The sequence below is a fragment of the Simplicispira sedimenti genome (genome assembly GCF_022760965.1).
Classification (GTDB): domain Bacteria; phylum Pseudomonadota; class Gammaproteobacteria; order Burkholderiales; family Burkholderiaceae_C; genus Simplicispira; species Simplicispira sedimenti.
Window position 1 is genome coordinate 366,750 of sequence record NZ_JAKVIJ010000001.1, and the last position, 17,597, is coordinate 384,346.

At 67.4% G+C, this 17,597-nt stretch carries 19 protein-coding genes; 16 read left to right on the top strand and 3 right to left on the bottom strand.

The window, feature by feature from the left end:
* The first annotated feature begins 21 nt into the window (after positions 1-21).
* The 13 genes from mnmG (at position 22) to MJ602_RS01735 (ending at position 12,932) form a co-directional block, all read left to right on the top strand.
* Entirely contained in the window at positions 22-1,986 is a 1,965-nt protein-coding gene (mnmG, locus tag MJ602_RS01675; protein WP_243019133.1) for a tRNA uridine-5-carboxymethylaminomethyl(34) synthesis enzyme MnmG, read from the top strand.
* The gene (gene rsmG, locus MJ602_RS01680) at positions 1,983-2,675 is read left to right on the top strand and encodes a 16S rRNA (guanine(527)-N(7))-methyltransferase RsmG (RefSeq protein ID WP_243019134.1); all 693 of its coding nucleotides are present in this window, start codon (positions 1,983-1,985) and stop codon (positions 2,673-2,675) included. The genes mnmG and rsmG overlap by 4 nt, the downstream gene beginning before the upstream one ends.
* A 63-nt stretch (positions 2,676-2,738) precedes the next feature.
* The gene (locus MJ602_RS01685) at positions 2,739-3,353 is read left to right on the top strand and encodes a LysE family transporter (protein ID WP_243019135.1); all 615 of its coding nucleotides are present in this window, start codon (positions 2,739-2,741) and stop codon (positions 3,351-3,353) included.
* 12 nt (positions 3,354-3,365) lie between these two features.
* A complete protein-coding gene (locus MJ602_RS01690) occupies positions 3,366-4,175 on the top strand; it encodes a ParA family protein (protein ID WP_243019136.1) in 810 nt (269 codons plus the stop codon).
* A gap of 33 nt (positions 4,176-4,208) precedes the next feature.
* On the top strand, positions 4,209-4,748 hold the full coding sequence (locus MJ602_RS01695) for an RBBP9/YdeN family alpha/beta hydrolase (protein WP_243019137.1): 540 nt from the start codon (positions 4,209-4,211) through the stop codon (positions 4,746-4,748).
* A gap of 8 nt (positions 4,749-4,756) precedes the next feature.
* Positions 4,757-5,677 (top strand): ParB/RepB/Spo0J family partition protein, encoded by a 921-nt coding sequence (locus MJ602_RS01700; RefSeq protein WP_162017832.1) that lies wholly within the window; start codon positions 4,757-4,759, stop codon positions 5,675-5,677.
* Between the two features lie 181 nt (positions 5,678-5,858).
* Positions 5,859-7,157 carry a hypothetical protein gene (locus MJ602_RS01705; protein ID WP_243019138.1) on the top strand — a complete coding sequence of 433 codons (1,299 nt, stop codon included), beginning with the start codon at positions 5,859-5,861 and terminating at the stop codon, positions 7,155-7,157.
* Between the two features lie 187 nt (positions 7,158-7,344).
* The gene (locus MJ602_RS01710; protein WP_243019139.1) at positions 7,345-8,085 is read left to right on the top strand and encodes a class I SAM-dependent methyltransferase; all 741 of its coding nucleotides are present in this window, start codon (positions 7,345-7,347) and stop codon (positions 8,083-8,085) included.
* A 255-nt stretch (positions 8,086-8,340) separates the two neighbouring features.
* Positions 8,341-9,870: a COG3014 family protein gene (locus MJ602_RS01715; RefSeq protein WP_243019140.1), complete on the top strand. Its 1,530-nt coding sequence runs from the start codon at positions 8,341-8,343 to the stop codon at positions 9,868-9,870.
* 29 nt (positions 9,871-9,899) lie between these two features.
* On the top strand, positions 9,900-10,295 hold the full coding sequence (locus tag MJ602_RS01720; RefSeq protein WP_162017828.1) for a YcfL family putative periplasmic lipoprotein: 396 nt from the start codon (positions 9,900-9,902) through the stop codon (positions 10,293-10,295).
* Positions 10,296-10,320: 25 nt separating this feature from the next.
* Positions 10,321-10,929 (top strand): penicillin-binding protein activator LpoB, encoded by a 609-nt coding sequence (gene lpoB, locus MJ602_RS01725; protein ID WP_243019141.1) that lies wholly within the window; start codon positions 10,321-10,323, stop codon positions 10,927-10,929.
* 15 nt (positions 10,930-10,944) lie between these two features.
* Positions 10,945-11,916 carry a hypothetical protein gene (locus tag MJ602_RS01730; RefSeq protein WP_162017826.1) on the top strand — a complete coding sequence of 324 codons (972 nt, stop codon included), beginning with the start codon at positions 10,945-10,947 and terminating at the stop codon, positions 11,914-11,916.
* 2 nt (positions 11,917-11,918) lie between these two features.
* Positions 11,919-12,932, top strand: a complete 1,014-nt coding sequence (locus MJ602_RS01735) for a S9 family peptidase (protein ID WP_243019142.1) — start codon at positions 11,919-11,921, stop codon at positions 12,930-12,932.
* A gap of 93 nt (positions 12,933-13,025) precedes the next feature.
* Here MJ602_RS01735 and MJ602_RS01740 read toward each other — a convergent pair whose 3' ends face one another.
* From MJ602_RS01740 to MJ602_RS01750, 3 genes are all read right to left on the bottom strand, one after another.
* Positions 13,026-13,652: a flavin reductase family protein gene (locus tag MJ602_RS01740; protein WP_243019143.1), complete on the bottom strand. Its 627-nt coding sequence runs from the start codon at positions 13,650-13,652 to the stop codon at positions 13,026-13,028.
* Positions 13,653-13,741: 89 nt separating this feature from the next.
* Complete coding sequence (locus MJ602_RS01745; RefSeq protein ID WP_162017823.1) at positions 13,742-13,888, bottom strand: DUF3149 domain-containing protein; 147 nt, start codon at positions 13,886-13,888, stop codon at positions 13,742-13,744.
* 95 nt (positions 13,889-13,983) lie between these two features.
* A complete protein-coding gene (locus MJ602_RS01750) occupies positions 13,984-14,895 on the bottom strand; it encodes an AraC family transcriptional regulator (RefSeq protein WP_243019144.1) in 912 nt (303 codons plus the stop codon).
* Between the two features lie 65 nt (positions 14,896-14,960).
* On the opposite strand from MJ602_RS01750, the gene MJ602_RS01755 reads away from it, so the two are divergent.
* The 3 genes from MJ602_RS01755 to MJ602_RS01765 all read left to right on the top strand — a co-directional run bounded on the left by MJ602_RS01755 (position 14,961) and on the right by MJ602_RS01765 (position 17,558).
* Positions 14,961-16,211, top strand: a complete 1,251-nt coding sequence (locus tag MJ602_RS01755; RefSeq protein ID WP_243019145.1) for an MFS transporter — start codon at positions 14,961-14,963, stop codon at positions 16,209-16,211.
* 239 nt (positions 16,212-16,450) lie between these two features.
* Entirely contained in the window at positions 16,451-16,735 is a 285-nt protein-coding gene (locus MJ602_RS01760) for a DUF4148 domain-containing protein (protein ID WP_243019146.1), read from the top strand.
* A gap of 43 nt (positions 16,736-16,778) precedes the next feature.
* Positions 16,779-17,558 (top strand): gamma-glutamylcyclotransferase, encoded by a 780-nt coding sequence (locus MJ602_RS01765; RefSeq protein ID WP_243019147.1) that lies wholly within the window; start codon positions 16,779-16,781, stop codon positions 17,556-17,558.
* The last annotated feature ends 39 nt before the right edge of the window (positions 17,559-17,597 follow it).

The following is a 17,597-nucleotide window of genomic DNA, read 5'->3' on the forward strand; positions in this document are numbered from 1 at the left end:
CTGCGGCCCCCGGAGTTTTTCATGTTGTACCCCCAGGAATTTGATGTCATCGTCGTAGGCGGCGGCCATGCCGGCACCGAGGCCGCGCTGGCAGCGGCGCGCATGGGCTGCCAAACGCTGCTGCTCACGCACAACATCGAGACGCTGGGGCAGATGAGCTGCAACCCCAGCATTGGCGGCATCGGCAAGGGCCACCTGGTGAAAGAGGTGGACGCCCTGGGTGGCGCCATGGCGTTGGCCACGGACGAGGGTGGCATCCAGTTCCGCATCCTCAACAGCAGCAAAGGTCCGGCCGTACGTGCCACGCGGGCGCAGGCCGACCGCGTTCTGTACAAGGCGGCCATCCGCCGCATGCTGGAGAACCAGCCCAACCTCTGGCTGTTCCAGCAGGCGGTGGACGACCTGATGGTGGAGGGCGACCGCGTGGTGGGCGCCGTGACGCAGGTGGGTATCGCTTTCCGTTCGCGCACGGTGGTGCTCACGGCCGGCACCTTCCTTGACGGCAAGATCCATGTGGGCCTGAACAACTATGCCGCTGGCCGGGCCGGGGACCCGCCCGCTGTGTCGCTCTCGGCACGCCTGAAGGAGCTCCAGCTGCCGCAGGGGCGCCTGAAGACGGGTACCCCGCCGCGCATCGACGGGCGCAGCATCGACTTCAGCCAGTGCGAGGAGCAGCCCGGCGACGGCATGCCCGGTGGCGTGAATGAGGGCGCGTTGCCGGTGTTCAGCTTCATGGGCAGCGCGGCCATGCACCCGCGCCAGATGCCCTGCTGGATCACGCACACCAACGAGCGTACGCACGAGATCATCCGCAGCGGCTTCGACCGCAGCCCCATGTTCACCGGCAAGATCGAGGGCGTGGGCCCGCGCTATTGCCCCAGCGTGGAAGACAAGATCAACCGCTTTGCCGACAAGGACAGCCACCAGATCTTTCTGGAGCCCGAGGGGCTGACCACGCACGAGTTCTACCCCAACGGCATTTCCACCAGCCTGCCGTTCGACATCCAGTACGCCCTGGTACGCAGCATGAAGGGCTTGGAAAATGCCCACATCCTGCGCCCAGGCTATGCCATCGAATACGACTACTTCGACCCGCGCTCGCTCAAGAGCAGTTTCGAGACGCGCCAGATCCAGGGCCTGTTTTTCGCCGGGCAGATCAATGGCACCACGGGCTATGAGGAGGCCGCGGCGCAAGGCCTGTTCGCAGGCATCAACGCTGCGCTGCAATGCCGGGGCGAAGCCGCCTGGCTGCCCGCTCGCGACGAGGCCTATCTGGGCGTGCTGGTGGACGACCTCATCACCAAGGGTGTGACCGAGCCCTACCGCATGTTCACCAGCCGCGCTGAGTTCCGCCTGCAACTGCGCGAGGACAATGCCGACATGCGCCTGACAGAAGCAGGGCGACGCATGGGCCTGGTGGATGATGCGCGCTGGGATGCCTTCAGCCGCAAGCGCGATGCCGTGGCGCGCGAGACCGAGCGCCTGAAGGCCACCTGGGTGAATCCGCGCATTCTTGATGCCGCCGAGGCCGAGCGCGTGCTGGGCAAGGCCATCGAGCACGAGTACCACCTGTTCGATCTGCTGCGTCGCCCTGGCGTCAGCTACGAACAGCTCATGTCGCTGGACGGCGGCAAGTACGCGTCGGGCGATGTTTCACGTGAAACGCTGGGCGATCTGAGCGACCCGGTGGTGGAGCAGGTGGAAATCGCCGCCAAGTACGCGGGCTACATCGATCGCCAGAAGGATGAGGTGCAGCGTACCGCCCACCTGGAAAAGCTGCGTTTGCCCGGTGATTTGGACTACATGCAGGTCACGGCCCTGTCCATCGAAGTACGGCAGAAGCTGCAAAAGCACCGGCCCGAAACCCTGGGCCAAGCGTCGCGTATTTCGGGTGTGACGCCCGCAGCGATTTCGCTGTTGATGGTGCACCTGAAGAAGGGCGGTTTTCAGGGCTTTGCCCGCGCCGATGGCGAGGTGCCCGCATGAGCGATGTGCTGACGGAGCGCTTGCGCGCAGGTGCCCATGCATTGGCGCTGGAGCTCAGTGATGTGCAGCTCGCACAGCTCTTGGAGTTTTTGGCGCTGCTGCAAAAGTGGAACAAGGTTTACAACCTCACGGCCGTGCGCGACCCGCAGGAGATGCTCACGCACCACCTGCTCGACAGTCTGGCCGCCGTGACCCCACTGCGCCGCCATATCGCGCAGGCCGGGCTGGCCACGACGCCCGTGCACCTGCTCGACGTGGGCTCGGGCGGCGGCCTGCCCGGCGTGGTGTTCGCCATCTGTTGCCCTGGGGTGGACGTGAGCTGCGTGGACACCGTGGCCAAGAAGGCGGCCTTCATCCAGCAGGCTGCTGCCGCGCTGCGCCTTCCCAACTTGCATGGCATCCATGCGCGGGTCGAGAGCCTGGCGGGGCCGTATGACGTGGTGAGCTGCCGCGCGTTTGCGTCGTTGCCGGATTTCACCGCCTGGTCGCGTGGCGCGCTCGCCCCGCAAGGCGTCTGGCTGGCCATGAAGGGCAAGCATCCCCAGGATGAACTGGCCGCCTTGCCCGCCGATGTGCAGGTGTTTCACGTGGAACCACTGCAGGTGCCCGGGTTGGATGCCGAGCGCTGCATTGTCTGGATGCATCCGTCATCCCAAAGAGCTGCAGGGCAGGGCGGGGTGGTCGCGTAAACTTGGGCCCCGGTTCGCACACTGCGCTGTGCGGCCTATCCAGCTCCCCCCAGAGGAACCCACATGTTCGGTATTGCAGACTACGGCGCCTTCGTGGCCGCCATCGTGTTGTTTCTGGCCATTCCCGGGCCGGGCAATCTGGCGCTCATTACCTCCACCAGCAAGGGCGGGGTGCGGGGTGGTCTGGCGGCCACGCTGGGCGTGATCGCGGGCGACCAGGTGCTGATGTGGGCGGCGGTGGCCGGTGTGGCGGCCCTGCTGGTGGCGTACCCGGCGGCATTCCATGCGGTGCAGTGGCTGGGCGCAGCCTACCTGGCTTGGCTGGGGTTCAGGATGCTGACGGCCAAGCCCGGTGCTGCGCCGGTGCTGCACATCGAGCCGCGCCACTACTTCAAGCAAGCGGCCCTCATCACGCTGCTCAACCCCAAGGCCATCGTGTTCTACATGGCGTTCTTCCCGCTGTTTGTGGACCCGGCGCGCCACCAGGGCATGCTGACCTTCGGTGTAATGGCGGCCACCATTGCGCTGCTCACCTTTCTGTACGGCCTGGTCGTGGTGCTGCTCACGCACCATCTGGCCGAGCGCATGCGCGCCAACCCCACCATTGCCCGCGTGTTGGAGAAGCTGGCGGGTGTGTTCCTCATCGGTTTTGGCGTCAAGCTGGCAATTTCCAAATAAGGCAACTCTCCCATGGCGAAGATCTTTTGTGTGGCCAACCAGAAGGGCGGCGTCGGCAAGACCACCACCACGGTCAATCTGGCCGCCGGGCTGGCCAAGATCGGCCAGCGCGTGCTGATGGTGGATCTGGACCCGCAGGGCAATGCCACCATGGGCTCGGGCGTGGACAAGCGCGCCCTGGAGCTGTCGGTGTACGACGTGCTGCTCGAATCCGCCTCGGTGAAAGAGGCGGCCGTGTTGTCCGACAAGTGCGGCTACTGGGTGCTGGGCGCCAACCGTGAACTGGCCGGTGCCGAGGTGGAACTGGTGGCGCTGGAGCAGCGCGACAAGCGCCTCAAGGCCGCGCTCGCGCAGGCCGATGCCGACTACGACTTTGTGCTCATCGACTGCCCACCGTCCCTGAGCATGCTCACGCTCAACGGCCTGTGCAGCGCGCACGGTGTCATCGTGCCCATGCAGTGCGAGTACTTCGCGCTCGAAGGGCTGACCGACCTGGTCAACACCATCAAGCAGGTACATGCCAACCTCAATGCCGATCTGCAGATCATCGGCTTGCTGCGCGTGATGTTCGACCCGCGCATCACGCTGCAGCAGCAGGTGAGCGAGCAGCTCAAGGACCACTTCGGCGACAAGGTGTTCGACACCGTGATCCCGCGCAACGTGCGCCTGGCCGAAGCGCCCAGCTACGGCCTGCCCGGTGTGGTGTTCGACCCCTCGGCCAAGGGCAGCCAGGCCTTCGTGGAGTTTGCCCAGGAAATGGTGGCCCGCGTGCAGCGCATGGGGGCGCCCAAGGTTCAAGCCAAATCGGCCTCTGGCGCTTGATGGACAAGCGCCAATAGCTATTGAATTCATAGCATGCAACCCCCCCAGGTATTGTTGCTGCCCGGCTGGCAGAACTCCGGCCCCGGCCACTGGCAGACCGAGTGGGAGCGCCTGCACGGCTACCAGCGCGTCGAGCAACACGACTGGATGCGTCCACTGCGCGGCGACTGGTCCGCGCGCCTGGACGAAGTGGTGGCCGACAGCCCCGCACCCGTGGTGCTGGCCGCCCACAGCCTGGGCTGCATCCTCACCGCCTGGTGGGCCGCACATTCACGCCACACGGCCAAGGTGCGCGGCGCGCTGCTGGTGGCCCCGGGCGATGTGGAGCAGGCTGACGTCGCCGCCTGGATTCCCGGCTGGGCACCCATCGCGCGCCAGCGCCTGCCGTTCCCCGCCGTGCTGGTGGGCAGCCGCAACGACCCCTACTGCCGCTTCGAGCGCGCCCAGGCCTTGGCCAGCGACTGGGGAGCACGCTTCATCGACGCGGGCGAGCGTGGGCACATCAATGCGGAATCTGGCCTGGGCGACTGGGCCGAAGGCATGGAACTGCTGCAATCCCTCTTGAAAGACTGAACAACAACATGGTTACCAAAAAACCCAAGGGCCTCGGCCGAGGACTGGAAGCGCTGCTGGGCCCCAAAGTGGCCGAAGCAGCAGAGCAGGCGCAGGCCGCCGATGCGGGGCTTCCCAGCAGCCTGCGCCTGGACGACATGGTGCCCGGCATGTACCAGCCGCGCACGCGCATGGACGAGGGCGCGCTGTACGAACTGGCCGAGAGCATCAAGGCCCAGGGCATCATGCAGCCCATCCTGGTGCGCCGCCTGGCCGAGGGTGCCCACGCGGGCAAGTACGAAATCATTGCTGGTGAGCGCCGTTTTCGTGCCGCGCGCCTGGCTGGGCTGGAAGTGGTGCCGGTGCTGGTGCGCGAGGTGCCCAACGAGGCCGCCGCCGCCATGGCCCTCATCGAGAACATCCAGCGCGAAGACCTCAACCCGCTGGAAGAAGCGCAGGGCCTGCAGCGCCTGGTGCGCGAGTTCGGCCTCACGCACGAGCAGGCCGCGCAGGCCGTGGGCCGCTCGCGCAGTGCGGCCAGCAACCTGCTGCGCCTCTTGAACCTGGCCGAGCCGGTGCAGACCATGCTGATGGCGGGCGACATCGATATGGGCCATGCGCGCGCGCTGCTGGCGCTCGACCGCGCGGCGCAGATCACGGCGGGCAACCAGATCGCGGCCAAGAAGCTCTCGGTGCGCGAGGCCGAAGCGCTGGTCAAGAAGATCGGCGCCGAGTTCAGCCTCGTTCCGCAAAAGCCCAAGAAGGAAAAATCGCGCGACATCAAGCGCGTGGAAGAGGAGTTGTCCGACCTGCTCATGGCCGAGGTGGAGGTGCGCGTGAAGAAGCGCGTCAAGCGCGCCGGCCGCATGGAGGACGTGGGCGAGCTGGCCATCCAGTTCGGCTCGCTCGACGCGCTCAACGGGCTGATCGAGCGCTTGCGCGGGCACTGAGTCTCCGCAGCGCGGCGGCCACGCCGCGCGTGACATTGCGCACGCCCGGCGCGGCGGCGTGCGGCATCCAGGGTGAAAAAATGTCGGCGCAGGCCTACACTGCGCAGCTCATACCTGCCTGAGCGGCCTCCATGGGGCGCTGTCTCGCGCGGGTGTTTTGATTTCTCGCACTGGAGCTGCCATGACCCCCCTCCGCGCTTTCGTCCGCCCCACTGTGCTGGCCGCCGGCCTGTGTCTGCTGGGCCTTGCCGCCCAGGCCCAGACCGCCAAAACCCCCAAGACGCAGTTGTGGATCGACCTGTCCACCGGCAGCATGGCCGGCATGCCCGAGATGGACATGCCCATGGGCGGTGGGCTCATGGGCATGATGGGCGGCGGCCGTGCGGCGGGAGCGGGCGGCAACACGCATTACGGCATGGCGCGCACCATGGGCATCATGCCGCCGCGCGTAATCGACATCGCCCTGCACAACAGCCTGCGCCCGGGCGTGGAAGCCAGCCAGGCCATACCTGCGGGCATGCGCGTGGGCGAGAGCCTGCCGCTGCTGCCACCCAAGGCCCAGCCCACCTCGCCGTCGGAACCCGGCGAGGTGCCGCAGGAATACGAACAGCACAAGCCCAAGGGCCGCATCCTGATCTATTGGGGTTGCGGTAGCGAGGTGCGCGCGGGCCAACCGCGCGTGATCGACCTGGCGCGCGCCAAGCCCACCGACTTTGCCGTGGCCTTTGCGGGCCGCGCCGTGCCCGACCGGGGGGCGCGCGTCGGCCCTTCGCACGCGCTGTACCCGAACGAGCGCAACCAGGTGCAGCTCTCGCGCGACAGCTCGCTCGTGGGCGAGCACCAGATCCGGGGCGAGGGCGTGCCCGCCTCGATGAAGTTCACGCTGGGCAGCGCGCAGGACCTCATGCCCGCCATCGCCCTGCGCACCAGCGGCAAGCCGCAGGACAGCATGGGCACGAATTGGGAGCCGGTGCGCAACGCGCGCGCCTACTACCTGCATGCGATGTCGCAGAACGGCGACGACATGGTGATGTGGTCCAGCGCCGAGACGCCCGACACCGGTATGGGCCTGTTCGACTACCTGCCCAACGCCACCATCGACCGTTGGGTGAAAGAACGCGTGCTGCTGCCGGCCGATGCCACGCAGTGCGCCATCCCGAAGGGCATCTTCGCCGCTGGCGCCGGCCGCGAATCCACCCCCATGCTGCGCATGATGGCCTACGGCGGCGAGAGCCACATCGTGCACCCGCCGCGCCCGGCCGATCCCAAGGCGCCCTGGGAGCCGGAGTGGTCCGTGCGGGTGCGCGTCAAGGCGCACACCATGGCCATGCTGGGTGAGGAGCAGGGCGGTGGTGCCATGCATGGCGTGGATCGCAGCGACATGGCGGAGCCAGCCGAGCGCGAGGAGGGTGGCGCGGGAGCGCAACCTGCCAACCCTGTGAACCCCATCAATGTGCTGCGGGGCGTCTTTGGCCGCTGAAGAATGAAGCAGCAAACCCCTGTGGCGCTGCGCGCCTTCCCCCTTCTCTCTCGCCTCGCTGCGCGATGCGGGGAAGGGGGACGCCACCAGCGCGGCGGGGCGGCCCTTGCGCGGTGGCCGCTGGCCTGGGCCGTGCCAACCCTGGGGCCGTGGGCTGTGCGCAGATCCGCACTGGACCGATAAGGCGATGAACTGGACTTCTCGTATTCCCTGGCCCCTGCCCGCCTTGTTGACGTGGGGGAGCGCCTGGCTGCTGTTCGCCAGCCTGCAGCGTGTCATCGCGCCGGTGTGGGCCTTGCTGCTGGCCTGTGCGTTGGCGGCGGTGGCCAGCGTGCTGGGCAGCAATTGGTGGCGTCGCGGGCTGATTGCGGCGGGCTTTCCGCTGGCGCTGGCGCTGACAGGCTGGGCCAGCATCCCCGCGTGGGCCTGGCTGGTGCCGTTGTTGCTGTTGTTGGCCGTCTATCCGCTCAATGCCTGGCGCGATGCACCCGTGTTCCCCACGCCGCATGCCGCGCTGCAGGGCCTGGCAAGGCAGATTCCTCTGGCGCCCGGTGCGCGTGTGCTCGACGCCGGATGTGGTCTGGGCGACGGGCTGATGGCGCTGCGCCGTGCCTATCCGCAAGCGCAGTTGGAGGGCGTGGAGTGGAGCTGGCCGCTGCGCCTGCTGTGCGGGTTGCGCTGTCCCTGGGCGCGCGTGCGTCGCGCTGACATGTGGGAGAGCGACTGGTCGGGCTATGCGCTGGTGTACCTGTTTCAGCGGCCCGAAACCATGCCCCGTGCCGCAGGCAAGGCCTTGGCCGAACTGGCACCGGGCGCCTGGTTGGTGAGCCTGGAATTCGCCGCGCCCGGCCTGCTGCCCCAGGCACAGTTGCGCCTGCCCGGTGGGCGCGTGGTGTGGATGTACCGCATTCCTGAGAAGGCAGATTGACACCATGCGTGCACACAGCTTCTTACACAAACCATGTTGCGCTGCGGTGGCAGGCTCAGAAACAAAGGCTTGCCTTTGCTACATTTGCTGCCGGCTATCCACACAAAGAAACCCATGGAGGGGAAGCCCAAGGACCATGGCCGTACATGGCGTCGTATCCCTGCGGGAGGGCAGACAGCGCCACGGTGTTCCTTGCCTGGTGCATGCACGCGCCAGGAGCCCCGAGGGGAGTGACCACCCAAAGCAAGGACAAGCATGAAATTCTGGCCCCTTTCTTCCACACCGCGCCTGTGGGGCGCCCTGCTGGTGACGGCAGCCCTGACGGGCTGCGCCAACATGGCCAGCCACGACAAGCTCGCCACCGACATGCAGACCGCCGGGCAGAGCGCGGGCATTCCTGCGGCCCTGGCCAAGCTCGAAGCTTCGGCCACCACGCCGGAAGAGAAGGCCGCGCTGCTCTACAACATGGAGCGCGGCGAACTGCTGCGCATGGACCGCCGTTACGACGACAGCACCAGCGCCTTCCTGCTGGCCGACACCAAGGTCAAGGAATGGGAAGAAACCGCCAAGACCAACCCGCAAAAGCTGCTGGGCACCGTGGGCGCAGCGCTGGTGAGCGAGCGCCTGAAGGTCTATGAGGGGCAGGACTATGAGAAGGTCTGGCTCACCACGCGCCTGGCACTCAACCGCATTGCCCAGGGCGACTTCGAGAACGCCCGTGTGGACGTCAAGCGCACCCACGAGCGCGAGGCCGTGATTGCCGAGTTCCGCGCCAAGGAAACGGTGGCCGCCGAGGAGGAAGCCAAGTCCAAGGGCGCCACCTCGGGCAGCAAGGAAATCAACGGCTACCCCGTCGAGACGCTCAACGACCCCGAGGTGCTGGAGCTGAAGAACGGCTACTCCAACGCGCTGTCGCACTACCTGGCTGGTTTCCTGTACGAGGTGCTGGGCGAATCGGGCCTGGCCGCGCCTGGCTACCGCAAGGCCATCGAGCTCAAGCCCAACACCGGCGTGCTTGAAGAAGGCCTGCGCGGTCTCGATACCCGCACCAGCTTTACCTGGAAGCGCCGCCAGCGCATGACCGACGTGCTGTTCCTCGTCGAGGCGGGGGATGCCCCGGCGCGCAAGCCCAAGGCCTTCACCCTGCCGGTGCCCACGGGCAGCGGCGTGGTGGCAGTGAGCGTGTCCTACCCGGTCATCGAGCCTTCCAACGACCCCCTGCTCAGCAACCTGTCGGCTGCGGGCTATGACTTCAAGCTGGAGAAGGTGGTGGATGTGAACGTGATGGCCCGCCGCGCCCTCAAGGACGAGATGCCCGGCATGGTGCTGCGCGGCATGACGCGCGCCGTTGCCAAGGGTGTGCTGCAGAACGAAATGCAAAAGCGCGGTGGACTGTTGGGCGGCCTGATTGCGGCTGCCGCCACCGTGGCCACCGAGCAGGCCGATGACCGCATGTGGCGCATGTTGCCTGGGCGTGTGTACGTGGCCCGTGGCTACCTGCCGCCGGGGGAGCACCGCATCAGCATCAATGGCCGCATGCTTGAAGAGCCGATCCGCATCGATGGCCAGTACGCCCTGGTGCCGCTGCGCATTTATCACAACAGCGTGATCACCGGCAAAGTGGCCAGCCTGGGCCAATTGCCTGCCGTGGCCGCTGCCCCTGAGCCGCAACCCGCCGCCGCTGCAGTCACCGAAACCCGCACCAAGACCACCACCCGCAGCACGCGCACCACCAGCAAGCCGGTGGCGCCCAAGGCAGCGGCCCCGAAGCCTGCGGTGCAGTAACACCCTCACCCATATCGAAGGATCACCCTATGACCCATCGCAAAACCCTGGCCGTGCTCTGCATGGCCGCCTTTGCCCTCGCGGGGGGCGCGCAGGCGCAGCAGCACGACCCCGCAACGCCCATCGCCGTGGCCTCCAAGGTGGCACTGCGCGGTGAGGCCAATGACATCGCCGTGCGCGAGATCCGCATCGTGCGCAAGAACGACGTGCTCGTGGTGCAGGCGGACCTGGCCAACATGGCGCGCGGCGACCGCACCGTGTTCTACCGCTTCAAGTGGCTGGACCAGGTCGGCAACCAGGTCGGCGATGGCGAGTCCTGGAAGCAACTGGGTGTGCTGGGCCTGGGCCAGCAGACCATCAAGAGCGTGGCGCCGCACAGTGCTGCCACGGATTTCCGCATTGAAATGAATGTCGAGCGGCGCTGAGCCGCCTCTCTGGAGGAACCACACCATGCCCCACTTGAAACGCAAAGCCCTGCTGCTGGCCCTGGCCGCTGGCACGCTCACCCTGGCTGGCTGCCAGAACCTCTCGTCCCCCGTGATCCGCTTCGATCGCCAGGTCAACTACGGTGATGCCAAGGGCGTGGAGCTCGTGACCAACGAATTCGGCTCCACCGACCTGCAGATGATTGCCGAGAAGATGACCGGCAGCCTGCTGGAAACCGGCATTTTCCAGGGCCGCCCCACGGTGACCATCTCCACCGTCAAGAACAAGACCAGCGAGTACATCGACACCACCAACGTGATGAACTCCATCCAGACCACGCTGGTCAAGTCGGGCAAGGTGCGCTTCACCCGCTCCATCAACGAGATGCAGGCTGGGGTCGATGAGTTGCAGCGCCAGAACCAGAGCGGCCTGTACAAGCAGAACACCACCGCCAAGGTGGGCCAGATGACGGCGGCCAAGTACAGCCTGGAGGGCGAGCTCACCAGCATCGTCAAGCAAAGCGCCAGCACCAAGGATGTGTTCTACAAGTTCACGCTCAAGCTGTTCGACGTGCAGGAAGGCACCATCGAATGGCAGGACGAAAAAGAAATCCGCAAAACCAGCAGCCGCTGACCGAAGGACCACACCATGCAACGCAGAACCACCCTCACCGCGGCCCTGTCCGTGCTGGCTGCCACGGCCTTCACCTGGGGCCTGCCAGCGCACGCCCAGCAGGGTGGCGCGGCGCCCCGCATCGCCGTGACCGACCTGGCGTATTCGGAACGCGTGTCCGAGTACTTCATGGCGGGCCAGTACCAACGCAGCAGCCAGATGAGTGCGCAGGGCAGCCACAGCGGCGGCTACAGCCACGGCCCCTATGGTGGCTCGGGCTCGCACTCGGGCCAGCAGTCCATGCAGGCGTCGGAGCAGGCCAGCGGCACCTTCGTGGCCGGGCGCTACAGCTACATCGAGCAGCGCGAACTGCACGGCTACACCAACGACATCAAGGGTGCCCTGCTGCAGGGCACGTACTTCAAGCTGGTGCAGGGGCGTGGTTTTGACGGCGGTGCGCCCCAGCCCAGCAAGGCCGAGCAGGTGCTCAACCAGGTGCAGGGCGGCAAGATGGCCCAACCTGTGCGCCAGCCCGATGTGAAGGCCATCATCACGCGCATCCAGAAGGGTGAGTTCAAGGGCGCTGACTATGTGCTCTTTGGCGTGATCTCCAGCATCGACTTCACCGACGCACTCTCGCCGCTGCAGGGCACCACCAGCGCCACGCGCCAGTACGGCCTGCAGTTGCTGGCCGACTTCTCGCTCATCAACACCAAGACCTACGAGATCAAGGCCGCCTTCTCGGCCCAGGGCGCGGGCAACGACACCAAGATCCTCTCGGTGCGTGGCGACATCGCCCCGCCCAACCGCGCCAAGGTGATGAAGGAAACCTCGGTGAGCCTGGCACAGGACGTGTACCAGCAGCTCACCCAGCAACTGGGCTACACCGACGCCAACCTTTCGCGCGGCGTGCGCCCCGAGCCGCCGCCCATGCAGGGGGGGCAGCCCTATCCGCAGCCCCAGCCGGTGGCGCCGCAGCCGCAAGAGCAGGTCATCATCCTGCGTTGACCATGGCACTGGTGCGCCGGGGGCCTTCGCGGCACTGGCCCATTGCCCTGCAGGCCAGCCGTGTGCTGGCCTTTTTGCTGGGTGCGGGCCTGTTGTGCGCCTGCGGCCCGGCAACGCTGGGCAAGGCGGAGCATCCGTCGGCGCCGTCGCCGCAGGCGTCTGCCAGCGCTTTCATTCTGCGGCCTTTGCCGGGGCAGGGCGGTGTCACCCTGCAGGCGCTGGAGCGCCCCGCGCGGGCGCCGCCGCTGCGCTACCGCGTGGTGGTGGTGCCCGGCTCGGGCTGTGCGGGCCTGGGGCCGTTTGCCGACCGCTACTTTGCCGGGCTGCTGCACGCCCAGGTGCTGGTGCTGCACAAGCCGGGTGTGCACCCCATGGGCCGTACCGCACCCGGTCAATGCCCGCCAGCCTTCGTGCAGACCGATGCGCATGCGGCCTGGCGCGCCCACGCACAGGCCGCCTTGCAGGCCTGGCACGCTGGCGTGGCTCAGGATGGGCTGCCTACCGTGCTGGTGGGAGTGTCTGAAGGTGCAGAGTTGCTGCCCCACCTGGCCCCGCAGGTGCCGCGTCTGGCGGGGCTGATATTGCTGGGGGCCAGTGGGCTGGACCCGCGCGAAGCGCTCACGCTGCAGGCGCAACGCCTGGGTGCGCAGGCCGCTTTGGAAGGGCTGGCGCAGGCCCAGGCCAGTGACGCACCCGATGCCAGCCTGCACCAGGGCCGCAGCTTGCGCTACTGGCGCGACCTCTGGCACTGGCCTGTGCAGGCGCCGCTGCTGGCCAACCCCTGGCCGCTGCTGCAGGTCTGGGGCACCGAGGACGCCCTGGTACCTGCACAGGCCTACGAGCGTTTCGCACGCCAGGCCCAGGGCAGGGCGGCACCCTACTGCGCACGGGCACTGCCTGGCGCCGACCATGGCCTGCAGGCGCCAGGGCGGGATGGTCTCCAGCAGGTGTGGGCCTGGCTGGAGCAGTGGGCCCGGGAGCCCGCTGCAGGCCTTTGCGCACCGTTGGGTCGCTAGAGCAGGTGGCCCGGCGAGGATTTGCAACGCCGCAGACGCTGCTTTTGCGGGGCAACCCTTCGGGCTCTTAGGGCAGAAGATCGCCCATGGCACCTACGCGGGGCGCGCCATGCGGAACAACTGCTCCGGCCCGATGGAAAAGTAGTCCGCCGGTCCCCCCGCACGCAGGATGTGGCCCGCACCGGCGGTGTCGTACACGCCGTCCTTGAGCAGATGCTGGGCGATGTGTACCTGCACCACCTCGCCGAGCACCAGCCAGGTGGGTACCGTCCGCCCATCCGCGCCTTCGAGTTGCAGGATCTGTGTGCGGCGACACTCGAAGCAGACAGGGCTTTCCTGCACGCGCGGTGGGCGCACGCTGAGGGATGGTCGGGGCGTGAGGCCCGTGAGGTCGAATTCGCTGACCTCGGGCGCGACCGCGGCGCAGCTCAGGTTCATGGCCTCCGCCAGATCCCGGGTGGCCAGATTCCAGACGAACTCGCCCGTTTCTTCGATATTGCGCAGCGTGTCCTTGCGTCCGATGCTGGCAAAGCCGACGATGGGTGGCACGTAGTTGAAGGCGTTGAAAAAGCTGTAGGGCGCCAGATTCAGTCGGCCCGCAGCGTCGCAGGTCGAGATCCAGCCAATGGGGCGCGGGCCCACGATGGCGTTGAACGGATCGTGCGGCAGGCCGTGTCCCTGGCGCGGGGCGTAGCTGTGGAAATCAATGTCGTGGGGCATGTCCGTCTCCTGCGGCAGTACCGATGGTGCCTGCAGCAAGAGCCGCGCGCCGATAGGGGGCGGGCGGCATCCTGGCCGGGCCCCGGGGGTCACTTCTTCTGGTCGGGGCCTGGAACCTCGTTCATCTTGCGTCGGACCACGACCACGAAACTCAGGATACCCGCGATCATCATGCCGATGCCAATGATGCTCATCAGTCCGTAGTCGGTCGAGAAAAGATCCGTCAGCGCTTTCATGGGGACTCCTTGGGCATAAACACACAAAATAATTGTGGTTATTCTGCTCGAATGGCCCTCGGTTGCATTGATACAAGTCAACGCGGCACCCCGCGTCAGGCCGGCGGGCGCTGCTGACCCAGAAAGCGCCCGGGCGGTTGCCCGAGGGCCCGGCGTACCATGGCGCTGAAGGCGCTGGGGCTGTAGCCCAGCTCGGCGGCGATCTGTCCCATGGGCCGGCGCCCGGCGGCCAGCGACACCGCCTTGGCCAGTACCACCTGCTGGCGCCACTGCGTGAAGGTGCTGCCCAGTTCCTGGCGGAACAGGCGCGCCACGGTGCGCGGGCTGGCGCCCGTGTCGCGGGCCCAGGCGGCCAGGGTTTCGTGGCGCGTGGGGTCGGCCAGCACGGCCTCGCAGAGGTGGCGCAGGCGCTTGTCGCGTGGCAGGTCCACGCCCAGCTTCACGGCGTTGGCGCGGGCCAGTTCGTCGCGGATCAGCGCGCTGAGGTGGCGTTCGCGCAGCAGGTCGGCACTCGACAGCGGCGGGCCGTCGTGGGCTGCCGTGGGCATCTCGCGCACCAGGGCGCGCAGCAGCTCGGACACCTCCAGCACCCGGCACTGGCGCCAGGCGGCCTGCTCGGCGCGGTCGGCGCTGCCACCCCCCAGGGCGCCGGGGCCACAGCGCCCGCGCGGCTGGTGGAAGTACAGCGTGCGCAGGTCGGCTGATTCGACCATGGTCACGGCGTGCTCCACGCCCGGCGGAATCCACAGCGCGCGCGAGGGCGGCACGATGTAGGTGCCGCGGTCCACCGTGAGGCGGATCACGCCCGTGGTCGAGATGGCCACCTGCGCCCAGGGGTGGCTGTGCGGCATCACCTGCGTGTCGGCGGCGAGCTGGCGCGCCTTGGCGCGCACGGGGCGCTCGCGGCTGGGCACGAACAGGTGGGGCGTGAGCGAGCCCACGTAGGACAGCGCCCGCCCCGGGCGCGGGGGCATGTCGCTGGTGGGGACATCGGGACGGTTTGGCATATTGGCGATAGAAATTGGCAGACTATCGTAAACGCGCCGCATGTCTCCTGCCTAAGATGCCTGCCATGACCACGACCACCGCGGGCACGAATGCCCCCACCCCCCTGCGCAAGGACGCGCGCACCATCGGCCTCATTGGCCTGGCGCACGGCACCTCGCATTTCTTCCACATGCTGCTGCCGCCGCTGTTCCCCTGGCTGATCCAGGAGTTCCACCTGAGCTATTCCGAGTTGGGGCTGCTGGTGTCGGTGTTCTTCGTCATCTCCGGCGTGGGGCAGGCGCTCGCGGGCTTTGTGGTGGACCGCGTGGGTGCGCGCCCGGTGCTGTTCCTCGCGCTGTGCTGCTTCACGCTGGCGGCGCTGGCGGCCGGGTTCGCCCAGGGCTACACCGGGCTCATGCTCGCGGCGGCACTGGCCGGGCTGGGCAACGCGCCCTTTCACCCGGTGGACTTCACTATCCTGAACAAGCGCGTTTCGCCCCAGCGGCTGGGGCATGGCTTCTCGGTGCATGGCATCAGCGGCAACCTGGGCTGGGCGGCGGCGCCGGTGTTCCTGGCGGGCATTGCCACGGCCACCGGGTCGTGGCGCACGGCGGCACTGGCGGCGGCCGTGCTCGCGGGCAGCGTGCTGGCGCTGGTGCTGTGGCAGCGCGACGCCATCGACGACCGCCAGGGCGCCTGGGCGCACCAGGCCCAGGGCGGCGCTGGCGCCCCGGCCGAGCACCCCATGGCCTTCCTGCGCCTGCCCTCGGTGTGGCTGTGCTTCTCGTTCTTCTTCTGGAGCACCTGCGCCCTGAGTGCCATCCAGAGCTTTGCCAGCCCCGCGCTGCAGCAGATGTACGGCCTGCCGCTCAGCGCCACGGCCTTGGTCGTTACGGGCTACATGCTGTGCGGCGCGGCGGGCATGGTGGTGGGCGGCTTCCTGGTGGGCCGCGTGCAGCGGCTGGAAAAGATCATCGGTATCTGCCTCATGGCGTCGGCGGTGCTGCTGGTGCTGGTGGGCAGCGGTGCCTTGCCCAGCATGGTTGCCCTGGCCCTGGCGTCGTTGGCGGGCCTGGGCACGGGCCTGGCCGGTCCGTCGCGCGACATGCTCATCAAGCGCGCTGCACCGCCCGGCGCTACGGGCCGCGTCTATGGCACGGTGTATTCGGGGCTGGATCTGGGCTTTGCACTGGCGGCACCGGTGTTCGGGGCGATGCTCGACCGGGGGCTGACGGGTGGCATCTTTCATGGCGCGGCGCTCACGCTGGCGCTGGGCGTGGTGTCGGCGGCGCTGGTGGGGGGCGGGCTGGCGCGGCGCCAGGCGCAGGCTGCCTGACGGCAAATTCTGGCCAGGGCACGGGGCTTCAGCCTGTCTTCCGCAGGCCTGGGAAAGGTGGCACGGCAACGCGTGGCATTCTTGTATTGTGATTATTTTTGGAACAGTGAGTGCTTCAATAGCCTATTTATCTATCATTGGATGCAATTTACAGTTGAGTCCATGGTGAAGACGACACAACCCACCGCCTCCACCACCGTTGATTGATTTCACTCCCCTCACTCTTCAAGGAAACCACCATGAACTCCACCGTCCGCATCCTCTCCGTCGCCGCCGCCGCTGCTTTCACCGCCCTGGGCGCCCAGGCCAGCGAACTGTATGGCGCTGATTTCGAAGCCCGCGTCCAGTCCACCCGCAGCCGTGCCGAAGTGCAGGCCGAAGCGGCCCAGGCGGTCACGCAGTTCAAGAACTTCGTTGCCGTCGAATCGAACGCGGCACCGTCCATCGTGGAGCGCGCCAGCGTCCAGGCCCAGGCCGTACAGGCGGCACGCCTGCGCCAGATCGCCATTGGCGACCGCAGCTGATCGTCAGTCGCACATCCCGCGTCGCCATTCGCCATAGAGCCCCATGACCCCGCAAGCCTTCATGCACCTGCCAGAGCTGGAGGGGCGCATCACGCCACCCGAGGCTTCGGGGTTGCGCCTGACCGATGAGGTGCTGGCTGCCTGGGATGCGCAGGCGCGTGCGCAGGGCTTGCCCGACGATTGGCGACTACCCGATGCAGACGTCGAGCGCTCGCGCCAGGCCGTACTGGCCGACATCGGCGGCGAAGACCTCTGGGTCTTTGGCTACGGCTCGCTGATGTGGAACCCCGGCATCCACTTCCAGGAAGTGCGCCGGGCAAGTCTCGACGGCTTTGCGCGCCGCTTTGCCTTGGCCACCACGATTGGGCGTGGCACGACCAATTGCCCAGGCCTGGTGCTGACGCTGCTGCCTTGTGCGGGCGTATGCCATGGCCTGGCGTTCCGTATCCACCACACGTTGGTGGAGGCGGAGTCGCGCCTGCTGTGGCGGCGCGAGATGATCCGCGGCGGCTACTGCCCGGCCCTGTTGCCGCTGGACACGCCGCAGGGCCGCATCGAGGCGCTGGTGCTCACGGCCAACACCGCCCACCCGCAGTACCGTGGCGAGCTTTCGCTGGAAGACACGGCGGCCATCATTGCCAGCGCCTGCGGCAGCATCGGCAGCAACCGCGCCTACCTCGACCAGCTGGACGAGCAACTCGACCTGCTGGGCATCGAGGACGACCATGTGCGCGCGCTCTCGGCGATGGTCCGGCGCGAGGCCGCGAAAGCCCTGCACGAAACCGGCAATCGGAATACGATGGCCGAGGTCTACGCACCGTAGATCGGCGGGCCCCGGAAGAACGTCCCTCCCGCCAGCGTG

What these genes read in the sequence shown, in the direction of transcription:
- MJ602_RS01750 (WP_243019144.1), bottom strand. Translation starts at nt 14,895, where the DNA reads ATGCCAAACCGTCCCGATGTCCCCACCAGCGACATGCCCCCGCGCCCG.
- MJ602_RS01730 (WP_162017826.1), top strand. Translation starts at nt 10,945, where the DNA reads ATGCAACGCAGAACCACCCTCACCGCGGCCCTGTCCGTGCTGGCTGCC.
- MJ602_RS01690 (WP_243019136.1), top strand. Translation starts at nt 3,366, where the DNA reads ATGGCGAAGATCTTTTGTGTGGCCAACCAGAAGGGCGGCGTCGGCAAG.
- MJ602_RS01695 (WP_243019137.1), top strand. Translation starts at nt 4,209, where the DNA reads ATGCAACCCCCCCAGGTATTGTTGCTGCCCGGCTGGCAGAACTCCGGC.
- MJ602_RS01740 (WP_243019143.1), bottom strand. Translation starts at nt 13,652, where the DNA reads ATGCCCCACGACATTGATTTCCACAGCTACGCCCCGCGCCAGGGACAC.
- rsmG (WP_243019134.1), top strand. Translation starts at nt 1,983, where the DNA reads ATGAGCGATGTGCTGACGGAGCGCTTGCGCGCAGGTGCCCATGCATTG.
- MJ602_RS01760 (WP_243019146.1), top strand. Translation starts at nt 16,451, where the DNA reads ATGAACTCCACCGTCCGCATCCTCTCCGTCGCCGCCGCCGCTGCTTTC.
- MJ602_RS01735 (WP_243019142.1), top strand. Translation starts at nt 11,919, where the DNA reads ATGGCACTGGTGCGCCGGGGGCCTTCGCGGCACTGGCCCATTGCCCTG.
- MJ602_RS01700 (WP_162017832.1), top strand. Translation starts at nt 4,757, where the DNA reads ATGGTTACCAAAAAACCCAAGGGCCTCGGCCGAGGACTGGAAGCGCTG.
- MJ602_RS01755 (WP_243019145.1), top strand. Translation starts at nt 14,961, where the DNA reads ATGACCACGACCACCGCGGGCACGAATGCCCCCACCCCCCTGCGCAAG.
- lpoB (WP_243019141.1), top strand. Translation starts at nt 10,321, where the DNA reads ATGCCCCACTTGAAACGCAAAGCCCTGCTGCTGGCCCTGGCCGCTGGC.
- MJ602_RS01710 (WP_243019139.1), top strand. Translation starts at nt 7,345, where the DNA reads ATGAACTGGACTTCTCGTATTCCCTGGCCCCTGCCCGCCTTGTTGACG.
- MJ602_RS01745 (WP_162017823.1), bottom strand. Translation starts at nt 13,888, where the DNA reads ATGAAAGCGCTGACGGATCTTTTCTCGACCGACTACGGACTGATGAGC.
- mnmG (WP_243019133.1), top strand. Translation starts at nt 22, where the DNA reads ATGTTGTACCCCCAGGAATTTGATGTCATCGTCGTAGGCGGCGGCCAT.
- MJ602_RS01765 (WP_243019147.1), top strand. Translation starts at nt 16,779, where the DNA reads ATGACCCCGCAAGCCTTCATGCACCTGCCAGAGCTGGAGGGGCGCATC.
- MJ602_RS01705 (WP_243019138.1), top strand. Translation starts at nt 5,859, where the DNA reads ATGACCCCCCTCCGCGCTTTCGTCCGCCCCACTGTGCTGGCCGCCGGC.
- MJ602_RS01715 (WP_243019140.1), top strand. Translation starts at nt 8,341, where the DNA reads ATGAAATTCTGGCCCCTTTCTTCCACACCGCGCCTGTGGGGCGCCCTG.
- MJ602_RS01720 (WP_162017828.1), top strand. Translation starts at nt 9,900, where the DNA reads ATGACCCATCGCAAAACCCTGGCCGTGCTCTGCATGGCCGCCTTTGCC.
- MJ602_RS01685 (WP_243019135.1), top strand. Translation starts at nt 2,739, where the DNA reads ATGTTCGGTATTGCAGACTACGGCGCCTTCGTGGCCGCCATCGTGTTG.